This is a genomic window from Collinsella tanakaei YIT 12063 (assembly GCF_000225705.1).
Taxonomy (GTDB): Bacteria; Actinomycetota; Coriobacteriia; order Coriobacteriales; family Coriobacteriaceae; genus Collinsella; species Collinsella tanakaei.
On sequence record NZ_JH126470.1, the window covers coordinates 21,197 to 33,690 of the forward strand.

The window sequence follows — 12,494 nt, forward strand, 5'->3', positions numbered from 1 at the left end:
CCAAGGGTTCAAATGGTGTGCGCCGGCGGTCTCACGTTGGCGGGCGCTGTCGTGCGTGCTTAGGCGCGAGTTCAAGCGCGTGCTTAAGCCGCGTGCCGGCGTGGGCGCGCGGTTTGGTGCGGCGCCACTCTTGCAGATTCTTTCTAGTTTGGCACAAACCTTATGCCGCGTGGGGCGTTGGCGCCAATCTTGACGAGTTCCTGTTAGGGATTTTACGTTTGCGTGCTGTTGAGGGGTGCCCTCGCGCGGCTACGAGCGGGCGCTGCCGGTTACGGGCGGGTGTGTGCGCGGGTGCGGGCGGGTGTGGGCGGCTACGAGCGCGGCCCCGCGCTCACGGGCCGTGGGCTCGGTGACGCGGCGAGTGCCAAATAATGCGTTAGTGCGAAGGTTTGGTCAAATAGTCGCTTAGTGCGGTTCGGGCGAGATATAGCAAGGGTACCTTATGAATAGCGCTCTTAAATATCGCCAGTTGGAGGACTTGATCGGAGCTGCTCGGTGAATAAGAAAGTCGAGCTGGGCCGCCTTCAAACCGCACTAACGCATTATTTGACCAAGCCTCCGCACTAACGTACTTTTTGACGCTCTCTCTTCTCGGTCCCCGTGCTTCAGGATTTCTGCCGCACCCCTAACTCGCTTTTTGGCCTAGACCCCGCCTTGCGCGCTCTCGGCCCGGATTGACCGTTCGGAATGGCGGGCGGCGGCCATACAGGCGTTTCGCGGTTCAGGCCCGATCCTCATGTTCAGCGCAGGCGATATGGACGATAATCAAGAGCGGTCAACACGGCGCACCGACGCGCCGTGCAAGTTATTCTGCAGCTGCGGGGACCTCGCTGTTTGAAGCGCGACGCGCCATCGCTGCAGGTAGAAGGGGGACCGTATGAATACAACACACGCTGCGGGCGGTCGTTACTATAGCATGGACGCCGCGCGCGCGGACGAGGGATACGACGCTTCTGATGTGGAGACCGACTTCCTCGGTGAGGAGATCGATTTCGCAGAGGCGGAGCTCAATTCCGCCAACGACCTTGCGGCCGGACCGGTGGGCGTAGGCGCGGACGGCGACCCCGAGGACGTCGACCCCACGGACACGGAGATCGCGCGCGATATGCTCGACTTCATCGAGGCGAGTCCCAGCATGTTCCATTCCGCCGCGTCGATATGCGACTGGCTGGACGATGCCGGGTTCACCTATCTGCCAGAATCCGCCGCGTGGGACCTCGAGCCGGGCGGGGCGTACTACACCCAGCGCAACGGTTCAAGCGTCATCGCCTGGCAAGTGGGCGAGGGCGTCCCGGCGCCCGCCGCGGGCGCGCAGCAAGCGGACTTTCGCTTCGCGGACGAACTCGACTGCCCCGCGTATCACTTCCAAGTCGCCGCGTCGCACGCCGACTCGCCCACGTTCAAGGTCAAAGCGGTGCCGGAGTTGGACGGCGCGGGCGAATCGCTGCGCCTCAACGTCGAGGCCTACGGCGGCATGATCGACTATAGCTGGTTCGACCGTCCGCTGGGTCTGGCTGGCCGCGTGCTGGTGCGTGAAGATATGGACGAGGAGGGCGCGGATGGCGCTGCCGACACGGACGCCGCCGTCACGCCGGTGGCGATCCACAGCCGCCTGCTGTTCATCGACCGTCCCGTCGCCATCATCCCAAGCCTCGCCATTCACATGGATCGAGAGGTCAACAAGGGCTTCGCGCCCAATCGTCAGGTCGATCTCTGCCCGCTGTTCTCCGCGGGCGAGCTCAAGGCTGGTGCGTTCGACGCCCTCGTTGCCCGCGAGCTGGGCGTGCGTCCGGACCAAGTGCTTGCGCGCGACCTGTTCCTGGTGAACCTGCAGCCCGCTCAGGTCTGGGGCGAGGGCGAGGAGTTCGTTAGCTCCCCGCGCTTGGATGACCTTATGTGCGCCTATACCTCGCTAAGCGCATTTTTGCAGGTAGGGGCGCCGTTAGAGAACCGCATCTCCGTGTACTGCTGTTTTGATAACGAGGAGGTTGGTTCTAACACCAAGCAGGGTGCCATGTCCACATTGCTGCGCGACACGCTGGAGCGCATCAACCAGTCGCTGGGCTTCTCGTCCCAAGACCTGCGCCGCGCGCTCGCCGCATCGTTTATGGTGAGCTGCGACAACGCGCACGCCGTGCACCCCAACCGCTCGGAGCGCGCCGACGAGCGCAACCGCTGCGTGCTCAACGGCGGGCTGGTGATCAAAGAGGCGGCAAACCAGGCGTACTGCACGGACGCTTTCAGCCGCGCGGTTTTCGCGGCGCTGCTCGACCGCGCCGGCGTCCCGCGCCAAACCTTCGCCAACAAGAGCGACATGGCGGGTGGCTCCACGCTGGGCAACCTTTCAAATATGCAGGTCAGCATGCATGGCGTGGACGTGGGCTGCGCGCAGCTGGCTATGCACTCGTCCTATGAGACGGCCGGCGCCCGCGACGTCGCGCACGCCATCGCGGCATTCGAGGCGTTCTACGAGGCGGATGTGCATATCGACGGGGCGCAGGCGGCGTTGCTGGCGTAAGCGCTGCGACAGGCGGGCGGATCTTGGCGCGCTGCGGCGCTTCGCAGCGCCGGCGGTATCCATGTAGGAAAAACCAATGCGAAACGGAGGGAGCCGTGCATATCAAGAAGGCGGCGATTATTGGCAAGGGCGCGGTGGGGTTGCTGTACGGCAGCCTCATCGCGCGCAACATCGGTACGGACGCGGTCGAATATGTTATGGACGATGACCGGCTGTCCCGCCACGCGGAAGATGCCCTCACCATCAACGGCCGCCCGTGCCGCATCCGCACCGTGGGCGCCTCGATCGCCGCGGAAGAGGAGCCGGTAGACCTGCTGATTCTGGCGATCAAGGCGACCGGACTTGAGCAGGCGCTTGTCACCATGGAGAGCTGTGTGGGTCCCCAGACGCGCATTATCTCGCTGCTTAACGGCATCACTAGCGAAGAGGCGATCGCCCAGCGCTTTGGGTGGGAGAACACGGTGCTCAGCGTGGCGCAGGGCATGGACGCCGTCTTTATCGACAACGCGCTCACCTATACGCATCCGGGCGAGATTCGTCTTGGCCCCGCGTCGGCAACCGCCCCGGGCGTGGTCGACCAGATCGCGGACTTTTTGGCCTGCGCGGGCATTTCGCATTCGGTCGAGGCGGACATTCGCCGTCGGCAGTGGGTCAAGTTCATGCTCAACGTGGGCCTTAACCAAACGTGCATGGTCTTTGGCGGCACGTACGGCAGTATCGTGGCTCCAGGCGAGCAAAACCGCTGCTTTATCGCCGCTATGCGCGAGGCGATCGCCGTGGCGCACGCGGAGGGCGTTGATTTGGACGAAGAGGACCTGTTGCAGATGGTCGCCATGGTGGAGTCGCTCGACCCCGCCGGCATGCCGTCCATGGCGCAGGACCGCATCAACCGCAAACGCTCGGAGGTCGACCAGTTCGCCGGCACCGTTATTCGCCTGGCGGACCGCCACGGCATCCTGGTGCCGCAGAACCGCTATCTATACGACCGCGTCGCCCAGATAGAGGCGGCGTATATGGATGAGTTGGACGAGGGGCTTCGCTGGGAATGATGCACGGTGGTTTGTGCTGAGGTTGGGCGTATGCCCTCCGCACAGCCATGCTCCTTGGGGTTTTGTGTATTATCTAGTGGTTAGCATTACCATCCAGCCGGGGTGCGCCCGGAGCATTCGAAGGGATTTCCATGATCAAGGAGATTGTTCACGATCAGATTCTGCTGTCGCAGGTTGCCGAGCCGGCCACCGCTGAGGACGCCGCTGTTGCCCAGGACCTCATCGACACCATGAACTCGCTGGAGGACTGTGCCTGCCTGGCCGCCAACCAGATCGGCGTGAACAAGGCCATCGTCGCCTACGAGCAGAAGGGCCACGTCTTTGTCCTCTACAACCCCAAGATCATGGCCGGCATGAAGCCGTTCAAGACCATGGAGGGCTGCCTGAGCCTGGAGACCACCTCCAACGTCAAGCGCTTCCAGACCGTTCGCGTCGCGTTCCAGGAGCTGGTGGGCGATCAGCTGGTGCCGCGCACCCGCACCTTCCAGGATTGGACCGCCCAGTGCGTCCAGCACGGTATCGACCACTGCCAGGGCAAGCTGGTCTAGTGCGAGCGCGTGCGCGGCGCCGTCGCGTACGCAAAAACGAATTGTCTGAAGGGTCCGCCCGGTTCTGCCTGAGCCGAGCGGACCCTTTTTATAGCTATAGCACGTGGTTGCGCAGGGGCTCGCCCGCGGCCAGGTGCGCTAGGTTCTCCGCTGCGATCGCGGCGATGTTGTCCAGCACCACGGGTAGGTGGAAGTTGCCGGAGATGTGAGGTGTGATCAGCACGCTCGGCGCTTCCCATAGCGGGTGGTCTGCCGGCAGGGGCTCGGGCGCGGTTACGTCCAACGCGGCGCCGGCGATGTGCCCGCATGAGAGCGCTTCGATAAGGTCATCTGCCACAACAAGGTCTCCTCGTCCGCCGTTGGCGAAAAACGAGCCGGTGGGCATGGAGTTGAAAAAGCGCCCGTCCGCAAGGCCGCGGGTGGTCGCATCGCTGGGCAAGAACGAGGCGACCACGTCTGCGCGGGGCAGCTCGCTATATAGCTGGTCCATGGTGACCATGCGCTCAAAAGGCGGGCGGGCGTTTACGGCAGAGCGCCTTATGCCGGTGACGTTGGCGCCCATGGCCCGGCAGAGTTGGGCAAAGTGCGTGCCGATGTCGCCGGTGCCCATCACCAGCACGCGCGCGCCTCGCAGCGAGGTGACGGGGCCGTGGTCGCTCCATGTGTGGGAGAGTTGGTCGGTGTGGTAGGCGGGCAGGCGCTTGATCATGGCGAGGACCATAGAGAAGATGTGTTCGGAAACCGCCTGGCCGTACGCGCCCACCGCGCAGCATACGCGCGCACCGCGGGGCAGCGTCTCCGCTGCGGCATAGTTGTCGTATCCGGCGGAGTTGAGCTGCAGCAGCTGCAGACGGGCGGCCCTGCACAGGCGTTTGGGGGCGAGGTTGCCCACAATAACGTCTGCCGCGGCGATCTGCTCGTCGGTCGCGCTGTGATAATCGCTGTAGACAAAGGTTGCGCCCGGCGCACCCGCCTCGAGGACGGTTTTTTGGGCGGCGTTGAACGGAGGCAGGACAAGAACGTTCACCAGGGGTCTCCTCACAAAGCGGTTGGCAAAAGGGGCTGCTGGCACATGCGCTCGCGCGTGCTTGCGTCCCATGCGTAATGGTACCGTGCCGCCCGCGTGTAAAGCGGCGACCCTTAGCGCAGCGCGGGGAGTTTACCTGCCGATGAAGGGCGCGCGATCTTGGGAGTGCGCTGGGCAAACAGGCCGTGCCGGTTGCAGAACAGGTAGATGGTGCCCGGACCCGTGATATGGAAACGCGTCTGCGCCTGCATTTCCGGATAGAGCTTCTTGAGGTGGAGTCCGTCTGTGGTGACGTAGGCGGCAAAGCTGATGAAGTGCTGCTTTGTCATGGGATGGTCCAACGTCATGTACCAATCGTCCTCTATCCGCTCGATGGTAAAGGCATGCGCGTCATCTGGCGTCTCCGCCTCTTGGGGCAGCAGCTGGCTTCCACAGCAGCTAAACGACCCCTCGCCCATGGCATGGACCACGTTGCCGCAGATGGGGCACACGTAAAAGCGGCTGCGCGCCATGTTGCCCGCGCGGTTGGCGTTTTGGCGCACATCGCCGCTCAAAAGCTCCGCCACGGAGACGCCCAGCGCTGCCGCCAGTCCCTCTATCAGCGAAATGTCCGGCAGGCCGCGCCCGGACTCCCATTTGGACACGGCTTTGTCCGTCACGCCCACGGCGGTTGCGAGCTCGCGCTGGGTAAGTGCGCGTGCCTCGCGCAGGGTGCGTATGGTATCTGCTGCTAGATAGGTGTTCACGGATGCCTCCTGTAAGGTGAAAGTGGCGGGGTGATCCTGGCGAATACCGCAAGGCCGGTTTGCGCTTTGTTGGTGGTCAACATCGATGCTCGCCGACCATTATGCTGGCGTCCGCGACCGCGCGCCACCTACGCTGCGTAGACTTGGGTTCCATCGCAACGCCGCGGAGCGCCGTTGCACCGTTGGAGGTTTCTCAGCTTTTCCTCAGGTTGCTCGCGTATCTTGTAGGGTGAGCATTTGGACGAGGAAACTGTCCAAGGATTTGTCCAAAGACGCACGGTGGTCTGCGGGTCGGACGAAGCTTGCGGCCAGGCCGTCTGTGCAAGGGAAAGGGGCGTGACGCGCCATGAGGGTGTTGCTGGTAGAAGATGCGCCGCGCCTGGCACAGGCCGTGGCGGAGATTCTGCGCGGAGAGCGCTATCTGGTGGACGTTGCGTCAACGCGTGCCCAAGCGGAGGAGCTGGCGGCGTCGGGCGCCTATGACATGATCTTACTCGACATCATGTTGCCAGATGGCAGCGGCATCGACGTGTTGCGCGGGCTGCGCGCTGCGGGCGACGCCACGCCGGTGATCTTGCTGACCGCGCGCGATGCGGTGGCGGACCGCGTGGCCGGGCTCGATGCTGGTGCGGACGATTACCTGCCCAAGCCGTTTCACGCCAGCGAGCTCCTTGCCCGCATGCGCGCCCTGCTGCGCCGCCCGCGTGAGATTGTGGACGATGGCTCGCTTGCGGCGGCGGGCTTGGTGCTAGATGCGCGCTCTTTCATCGTCCACGCCATAGCTGACGGCGAAGGCGACGACGTTGAACTTACCCCTAAAGAGGCGGCGCTGCTCGAGGCACTTATGCGCGCGGGTGGGCGCGTGGTGGCAAAAGATGCCCTTGCTGCTCGCGTGTGGGGACCGTATGCGACGGGCGCGGGGAACCGCCTGGAGGTGTTGATGCACGCGCTGCGCGAAAAGATCGCCAGAACCGGCGTGCCCGCATCCATAGATACGGTACGCGGCGCTGGTTATAGGTTGCATGAGAAATGAGGTGGCGTTATGTTTGGCGCAAAAAAGACCGCTCACAAGACCACTCGCGTGCGCGTGCCCGGCCATCTGGCAAAGACGCGTCGCAACCTTATTCTGCTTTCTAGTGCGCTTACCTGCGCGATTTTGGTTATCTGCCTGATGGATGCGTGGGGCGTCGCCGCGCACACGTCGCGCCAGGGCAACGTTGCTGCCATGAGCGACGTGGTTGCCAACAGTTTGGAGCTGACGCCGCAGGTGCTGCAGGGCGGCGTCCCCACGGTTGACCAGGCGCTGGCGTACGCGGCGTCGCAAGACGCGCTCGCGCAGGGGTCGGCTAGCTACGCGGCGGCGATTAAGTCGGAAGACCGCATGTCGCCGGGGCTAGTCGCGGCATGGCGCCCCTTTGTGCTGCTGGAGCTGGCAGATGGAACCGTGAAGTTTGCAATCGCCCCGCAGTGGGGCGAGCCGCAAGAGGTCATCATGAGCCGCGATGACGCGGTCGGGTTGGTGCAGGGGGCGATTGATGCCGTTCACGGGCGCGCGTCCGGTGCGCCAGCCACGCACGAGGCGACGCAGACGGCGACTCACACCGCCCAGGCCGGTCCCACCACCTGGCTGTGGAGCACCTACGTGCTCTGCGTCAACCCCAGGGGCATGGGGAATCCCGGCGGCGATGTAGTGAGTTTTTATGAGGACGATGACCTGAGCGCCTATGCGGACGAGGGCCTTATCGCGGCGCGCGCCTACGTGTTTGTGGACCAGACGCCCGCTTTGACCAATCTGACCAGCCTTGCCGTCGCGCTGGCTTCGGTGGGCGCGGTGGGTTGCGTGCTGCTGGTGCTGGCGTGCCGCGCGGTGATTGGCCGCGCGCTGGCTCCGGCCGCCGCCGCGTGGGAGGCGCAGCAGCGCTTTGTGGGCCGCGCCTCTCATGAGCTCAAGACGCCCCTGGCATCGCTGACGTCTGCCCTGGATGTGCTGGACGCGCACGCGGACCAAACCGTGGCCTCGCAGGAGCGCTGGCTTTTCAACATGCGAGAAGATGTGGACCAAATGGCGGGTATGGCTTGCACGCTGCTGGGTGCGCTAGACCCCGGCGTGGACGTGGATGCTGACGTAGGCGTGGGCTCCGGCGCGGATCCCGCGGGCTCCGCTACAAGTTCCGCCACGTCTCCCGCGGCGAATGGGGAGGAACTGTGAAGCTCCTCGTCCAAAAAATGAGAGCGTTGACCCAGACGCAGCGTCGTAGTTTTGAATGCCAATCAGACGGCACCCCGCGTGCCGTGCGATCATGTGCGGGCCGTTGCAGCAACATGCGGCCCGCGAACACGTAGTCAAAGCGGCGCGCCCGGCGAATTAGGCGCGACCGTCTGATTGGAAGGAGACCCTATGTTCAAAGGCGCGGTTCTGCGGTACCTGCTGTCCGATGCGCTCTCGCTCATCGGCAACTCGATCGCCGGCGTAGTGCTGCCTTTGGTCCTGCTCGCGCGCACGGGCGACGTGCTGGCGGCGGGTTCGTTGGCGCTGATCTGCGCGGTGCCGCAGTTTGTATGCGGCGTGGTGGGTGGTGCGGTGCTCGACCGCGTGAACCGCCGAACCGTCAGCGTGGTGGCTGATCTCATCTCTGCCGCGAGCTGCGCGCTGCTGCCCGTGGTGGACGAGGTCTGGGGCTTGAGCTTTGGATGGTTTGTGGTGCTGGGCCTGCTGGGCGCGGTGGGAGACGTGCCCGGCATGTCCGCGCGCGACGCCCTGCTGCCGTCCGTCTGCGAGCGCGAGCGCGCCGATTTGCAGCGGTTTGTGGGAGCGAGCCAGTCGCTTGGCGCCCTGGTGAACATCGTCGGCCCCGCCGTGGCGGCCCTGCTCATAGGTTTTATGGACGATGTCGATGCCCTGTGGATCACGGCCGCGTTCTCTTGCGGTGCCGCGTTGGTGACGCTGACGCTGCCGCGTTCCGTGGGCGAGGTGTCCTTGTCCAACGATGCCACCGCTGCCTGCAACGGGGATATGACCCGCGATGCTGCGTCCGTCCCCGCCGGTGTTGACGCTGCTCCCGCCGCTCCCAAGAAGGCGGGCATGCTCGCCGCCGCCAAGTCCGTGCTGGTCGACGGCCTGTCCGCCTTGTTTGCGACCGATTCGCTGCTGCGCGCCTCAACGCTGCTCTCGTTTGGCATCACCATGGTGATGGGCAGCCTGCAGGGAATCGTCCTGCCCGCGTACTTCACGCAGCTAGGCCGGCCCGAGGCAGTGGGCTACGTGGTCTCCGCCATGGGCGCCGGCTTGCTGGTTGGCTCGACCGCCTATACCGCGCTCGCCCACGTCATGTCTCGCAGGCGCTGGCTGGTGGTGTCGCTGCTGGGCATGGCTGCATCCGTCTGCGTGCTGGGACAGTTCCCCGCGCTGCCGGTGCTGCTCGCCGCCGCGGCGGTGCTGGGACTGTTCGCCGGTCCGGCGTCCGCCCTGCTGGGCTTCTTCGCCTTTGACCGCGTGCCGGACGACCGTCGCGGCTCTGCCATGGGCACGCTGAACGCCCTGTACCTGGTGGTTGCGCCCGCCGGCGCGTTCGTTGGCTCGGTGTTGATCTCCGCGGCGCAAATCGGCGGTGCCGGCCTGGTGCTTACCGGCGCATGGGTGGTGGTGACCGCGCTCGCTCTCATCGCCAAGCCTCTGCGCCACCTGGATGGCGAGGCCAAGGCTTCGCTCGCCGACTGACGGCTCGATGGCGGGCAAGATGCCGGCTCCGGCGGCCCGATGGGCAGATGTATTACTTAGAACCACTTTTTGAGCCTGAAACGGCACGCTGTAATACCGATCTTTGGATTGGTATTAAGGTGTGCCGTTTTTTCTGGAAAAAGTGGCACTTGGTAATACAGATTCCTACAGCGGTATTATCTTGTGCCACTTTGAGCACTTCAAAGTGGCACGTCCTAATACATGTATTACGGTGAACCATTCTTCGCGGGGCCGTCCTACTCGTCGCCGGCGCGCTGCCCGCAAGAGTGGAGCCGTCGGACGCGAGGGTAACTGTGGAAGAGGCAACGCGCCCTGCAAAACGGGCATAATTGAGTGGCATCCCCTTGTCCGGTTCTCGGCGGCGTCTTCGCTCCAACAAATTGGCCCGCTGGCGCCGTGGCCGTGCAGGGGCGCGTCCGTTTGACATGCCGCCTAAGGACGCCGCCAAGGGCGCGCCGCAACGTAAGAAGGGGAGGGGCCGTGAAGAGCAACGAACTGGCAAAGCTTGCCGGCGTTACCGTGCGCACGCTGCGCCACTACCACGCGATCGGCCTGCTGGATGAGCCGCCGCGCCAGGCCAACGGCTACCGAGACTACCGCCCGGAGGATCTGCTGCGCGTGCTGCGCATTCGCCAGTTGGCCTCGCTGGGCTTTCCCTTGGACCAGGTTGCCGGCATGTTGGACGAGCTCGATGCGGAGCGCTCCCAGCACGGGCCGCGTCTCCCGGCGGATCAGCCCACTGCGGACGATATCCTCGCGGAGCTGGATGCCGCCCTGCAGAAGCAAATCGAACATCTGCAGCGCCAGCGTCGCGTTATCGCCCATCTGCGCACCCAAAACCTTGCAGCGGATTTTCCGGAGCGTGCCGCAGGGGCGCTCGCCGCGATGGATCGCCTTGCCCGCGTTGCGGACGAGCCCGGCTTTATGGGCCTCGCCCTCAGCGACGCCGACCAGCTGGCTATGGGGATCGCTGCGCACCTGTATTCGGAAGCGGAGCTCGCGGAGATCGAGCGCGTGTTCAACGCGATTGTGGACCGCGATTATGTGGACGAGTATCGAAAGATCAGCCGCGCAGTCAACGTGCTTCCGGCAGACGCCTCCGCGCCGCAGCGCCAGGCTACCGTGGATGCTTGCGTGGGCTTTCTTGCCAAGTTGATCGACTGCTTCGATCCCCAAAACTGGCTGCGCGCGGATAAGGATTACGAGGTGCTGCTGGATCGCACCGCGAGCGAATCGTTCAACAGCGCGCAGATAGACGTCTCCGAGCAGATTTTTGGCGAGTTTGCGCGCATCCTCGTGCGCCGTCGGGACGGAGAGGGGGATTGCGGATGACCGGGTTTGGTTCACGAGAATCCTCCGCGCCCGGCGCTGCCGCGGCGGCGCTCGCAAGCATGATGGGAATCGCCGCCGCAACGGCTTCCTTTGCGTGGGCGCGCTGGTCCAACTGGTCTATCCAGCGCACGGATGTAGAGGTGGCATCGCCGCGCCTGCCGCTGGCGTTCGACCGCATGCGCATCGTCCACGTCTCGGACCTGCACAATGCTGAATTTGGCCCCGGCAACGCGCGCCTGCTCAACGCGATTCGCCGCGCCGTGCCTGACGTCATTTTCATCACCGGCGACCTGGTGGATTCTCGCCAGACGCGTGCGGAGGTCGCGGTGCGCTTTGTCGCCGCTGCGGCGCGCATCGCGCCCGTGTACTATGTGCCGGGCAACCATGAGTCGCGTTTGGACGAGTATCCGCAGATAGAGGCATCTCTTAAACGTGTTGGCGCGACCGTGCTGGCGAACCGTTCCGTGTGCCTTGCGCGCGACGGCGAGTGCGTGCGCGTCGCGGGCGTCATGGACCCGGCGTTCACCGCACCGCATGCCCGCGGGCTGGCCGCATCCGTTATGGAGAGGAATCTTTCCTGCGCGCTGCGGTGTACAGAGGATGGTGGTCGTGCGTTCACGCTGCTGCTCACGCATCGTCCCGAGCTGTTGCCCGTATATGCCGGCTGCCATATCGACGTCGCGTTCGCGGGGCATGCCCATGGCGGCCAGGTTCGCGTGCCGGGCGTGGGTGGCCTTTTCGCCCCTAGCCAGGGCGTGCTGCCAAAGCTCACCGAGGGCGTTCACGTTATGGGTCGGACGCAGTTGGTGGTAAGCCGCGGTCTGGGTCCCAGCGTGGTGCCCATGCGGGTGAACAACCGTCCCGAGCTGGTCGTGGTCGATTTGCGCAGCGCTTCGGAGGATTCTCGTCCATAGAGCGCGGCGAATGGGGACTACGGGCAAAGCGGTTTGCCAAATGAAATAAAGGGCGCCCGCCGGAGGTTTTAAACCGGCGGGCGCCCTTGTGCTGGCGCGTTATGTTGATGGGTGGCCGTCCGCTAGTGATGGCAGGCGTGCTCTGGACCCATGGCGACAAGCTCGCCGGCGGCGGCGCGGCGGGCGACGTCTCCCACCAGCGGGGTCTCGGCATCATACAGCACGGTGATGCCGGCGGCGGCGAAGCCCTGCATGGGACGCATACCCATACCGGCGGCGATAACGGCGTCGATGCCGGCGTCTGCCAGGATACCGACGGGCCTCATGCAGCCGCCCTCCTCGTGCGGGGGGTTGTCGATAATCTCGGTACCGGTGATCTCGCCATTCTCGATGGTGGCGATGGTGAAGCAGTCGGCGTGGCCAAAGTGGCCGGAGCGCTGGGCCTCAAGGCCGCCTTCGCCAAGGGAGGGGACTGCGAGCTTCATGTGAGAACCGCCTTTCATGCTGGTTGCTATGCTGATAGTCCCATGGTAACGCTAATTCTCCTATTAATCCCCGTATTGTGCGGGATTACATAAGCCGGCTTGATTGCCTTCGCGCCGGTCATTTGATTCCGGCCCG

11 protein-coding genes are annotated in these 12,494 nt (G+C 64.5%); 8 read left to right on the forward strand and 3 right to left on the reverse strand.

Annotation, left to right across the window (positions count from 1 at the left end; genetic code table 11):
- Positions 1-877: 877 nt before the first annotated feature.
- The 3 genes from HMPREF9452_RS06820 to HMPREF9452_RS06830 all read left to right on the forward strand — a co-directional run bounded on the left by HMPREF9452_RS06820 (position 878) and on the right by HMPREF9452_RS06830 (position 4,115).
- The gene (locus HMPREF9452_RS06820) at positions 878-2,518 is read left to right on the forward strand and encodes a M18 family aminopeptidase (RefSeq protein WP_009141396.1); all 1,641 of its coding nucleotides are present in this window, start codon (positions 878-880) and stop codon (positions 2,516-2,518) included.
- Positions 2,519-2,613: 95 nt separating this feature from the next.
- Positions 2,614-3,567 carry a ketopantoate reductase family protein gene (locus HMPREF9452_RS06825; RefSeq protein ID WP_009141397.1) on the forward strand — a complete coding sequence of 318 codons (954 nt, stop codon included), beginning with the start codon at positions 2,614-2,616 and terminating at the stop codon, positions 3,565-3,567.
- A 131-nt stretch (positions 3,568-3,698) separates the two neighbouring features.
- Positions 3,699-4,115 (forward strand): peptide deformylase, encoded by a 417-nt coding sequence (locus HMPREF9452_RS06830; RefSeq protein WP_009141398.1) that lies wholly within the window; start codon positions 3,699-3,701, stop codon positions 4,113-4,115.
- 94 nt (positions 4,116-4,209) lie between these two features.
- Here the strand turns inward: HMPREF9452_RS06830 and HMPREF9452_RS06835 are convergent, their stop codons facing one another.
- Together HMPREF9452_RS06835 and HMPREF9452_RS06840 are read right to left on the reverse strand one after the other, a co-directional pair.
- On the reverse strand, positions 4,210-5,142 hold the full coding sequence (locus tag HMPREF9452_RS06835) for a D-2-hydroxyacid dehydrogenase (protein ID WP_009141399.1): 933 nt from the start codon (positions 5,140-5,142) through the stop codon (positions 4,210-4,212).
- A 113-nt stretch (positions 5,143-5,255) separates the two neighbouring features.
- Positions 5,256-5,888, reverse strand: coding sequence for a helix-turn-helix domain-containing protein (locus HMPREF9452_RS06840; RefSeq protein WP_009141400.1), 633 nt, complete (start codon positions 5,886-5,888; stop codon positions 5,256-5,258).
- Positions 5,889-6,234: 346 nt separating this feature from the next.
- Here HMPREF9452_RS06840 and HMPREF9452_RS06845 point away from each other — a divergent pair, with 346 nt between their 5' ends.
- The 5 genes from HMPREF9452_RS06845 (at position 6,235) to HMPREF9452_RS06865 (ending at position 11,873) form a co-directional block, all read left to right on the forward strand.
- Entirely contained in the window at positions 6,235-6,921 is a 687-nt protein-coding gene (locus tag HMPREF9452_RS06845) for a response regulator transcription factor (protein ID WP_009141401.1), read from the forward strand.
- 9 nt (positions 6,922-6,930) lie between these two features.
- Positions 6,931-8,097, forward strand: a complete 1,167-nt coding sequence (locus HMPREF9452_RS06850; RefSeq protein WP_009141402.1) for a histidine kinase dimerization/phospho-acceptor domain-containing protein — start codon at positions 6,931-6,933, stop codon at positions 8,095-8,097.
- A gap of 189 nt (positions 8,098-8,286) precedes the next feature.
- The gene (locus tag HMPREF9452_RS06855) at positions 8,287-9,606 is read left to right on the forward strand and encodes an MFS transporter (protein ID WP_009141403.1); all 1,320 of its coding nucleotides are present in this window, start codon (positions 8,287-8,289) and stop codon (positions 9,604-9,606) included.
- Positions 9,607-10,107: 501 nt separating this feature from the next.
- Positions 10,108-10,959 (forward strand): MerR family transcriptional regulator, encoded by an 852-nt coding sequence (locus tag HMPREF9452_RS06860; RefSeq protein ID WP_009141404.1) that lies wholly within the window; start codon positions 10,108-10,110, stop codon positions 10,957-10,959.
- The gene (locus tag HMPREF9452_RS06865; RefSeq protein WP_009141405.1) at positions 10,956-11,873 is read left to right on the forward strand and encodes a metallophosphoesterase; all 918 of its coding nucleotides are present in this window, start codon (positions 10,956-10,958) and stop codon (positions 11,871-11,873) included. Before HMPREF9452_RS06860 ends, HMPREF9452_RS06865 begins: the two co-directional genes overlap by 4 nt.
- A gap of 122 nt (positions 11,874-11,995) precedes the next feature.
- Here the strand turns inward: HMPREF9452_RS06865 and HMPREF9452_RS06870 are convergent, their stop codons facing one another.
- Complete coding sequence (locus HMPREF9452_RS06870) at positions 11,996-12,358, reverse strand: NifB/NifX family molybdenum-iron cluster-binding protein (RefSeq protein WP_009141406.1); 363 nt, start codon at positions 12,356-12,358, stop codon at positions 11,996-11,998.
- Positions 12,359-12,494: the final 136 nt, after the last annotated feature.

What these genes read in the sequence shown, in the direction of transcription:
- HMPREF9452_RS06820 (WP_009141396.1), top strand. Translation starts at nt 878, where the DNA reads ATGAATACAACACACGCTGCGGGCGGTCGTTACTATAGCATGGACGCC.
- HMPREF9452_RS06830 (WP_009141398.1), top strand. Translation starts at nt 3,699, where the DNA reads ATGATCAAGGAGATTGTTCACGATCAGATTCTGCTGTCGCAGGTTGCC.
- HMPREF9452_RS06845 (WP_009141401.1), top strand. Translation starts at nt 6,235, where the DNA reads ATGAGGGTGTTGCTGGTAGAAGATGCGCCGCGCCTGGCACAGGCCGTG.
- HMPREF9452_RS06850 (WP_009141402.1), top strand. Translation starts at nt 6,931, where the DNA reads ATGTTTGGCGCAAAAAAGACCGCTCACAAGACCACTCGCGTGCGCGTG.
- HMPREF9452_RS06855 (WP_009141403.1), top strand. Translation starts at nt 8,287, where the DNA reads ATGTTCAAAGGCGCGGTTCTGCGGTACCTGCTGTCCGATGCGCTCTCG.
- HMPREF9452_RS06865 (WP_009141405.1), top strand. Translation starts at nt 10,956, where the DNA reads ATGACCGGGTTTGGTTCACGAGAATCCTCCGCGCCCGGCGCTGCCGCG.
- HMPREF9452_RS06870 (WP_009141406.1), bottom strand. Translation starts at nt 12,358, where the DNA reads ATGAAGCTCGCAGTCCCCTCCCTTGGCGAAGGCGGCCTTGAGGCCCAG.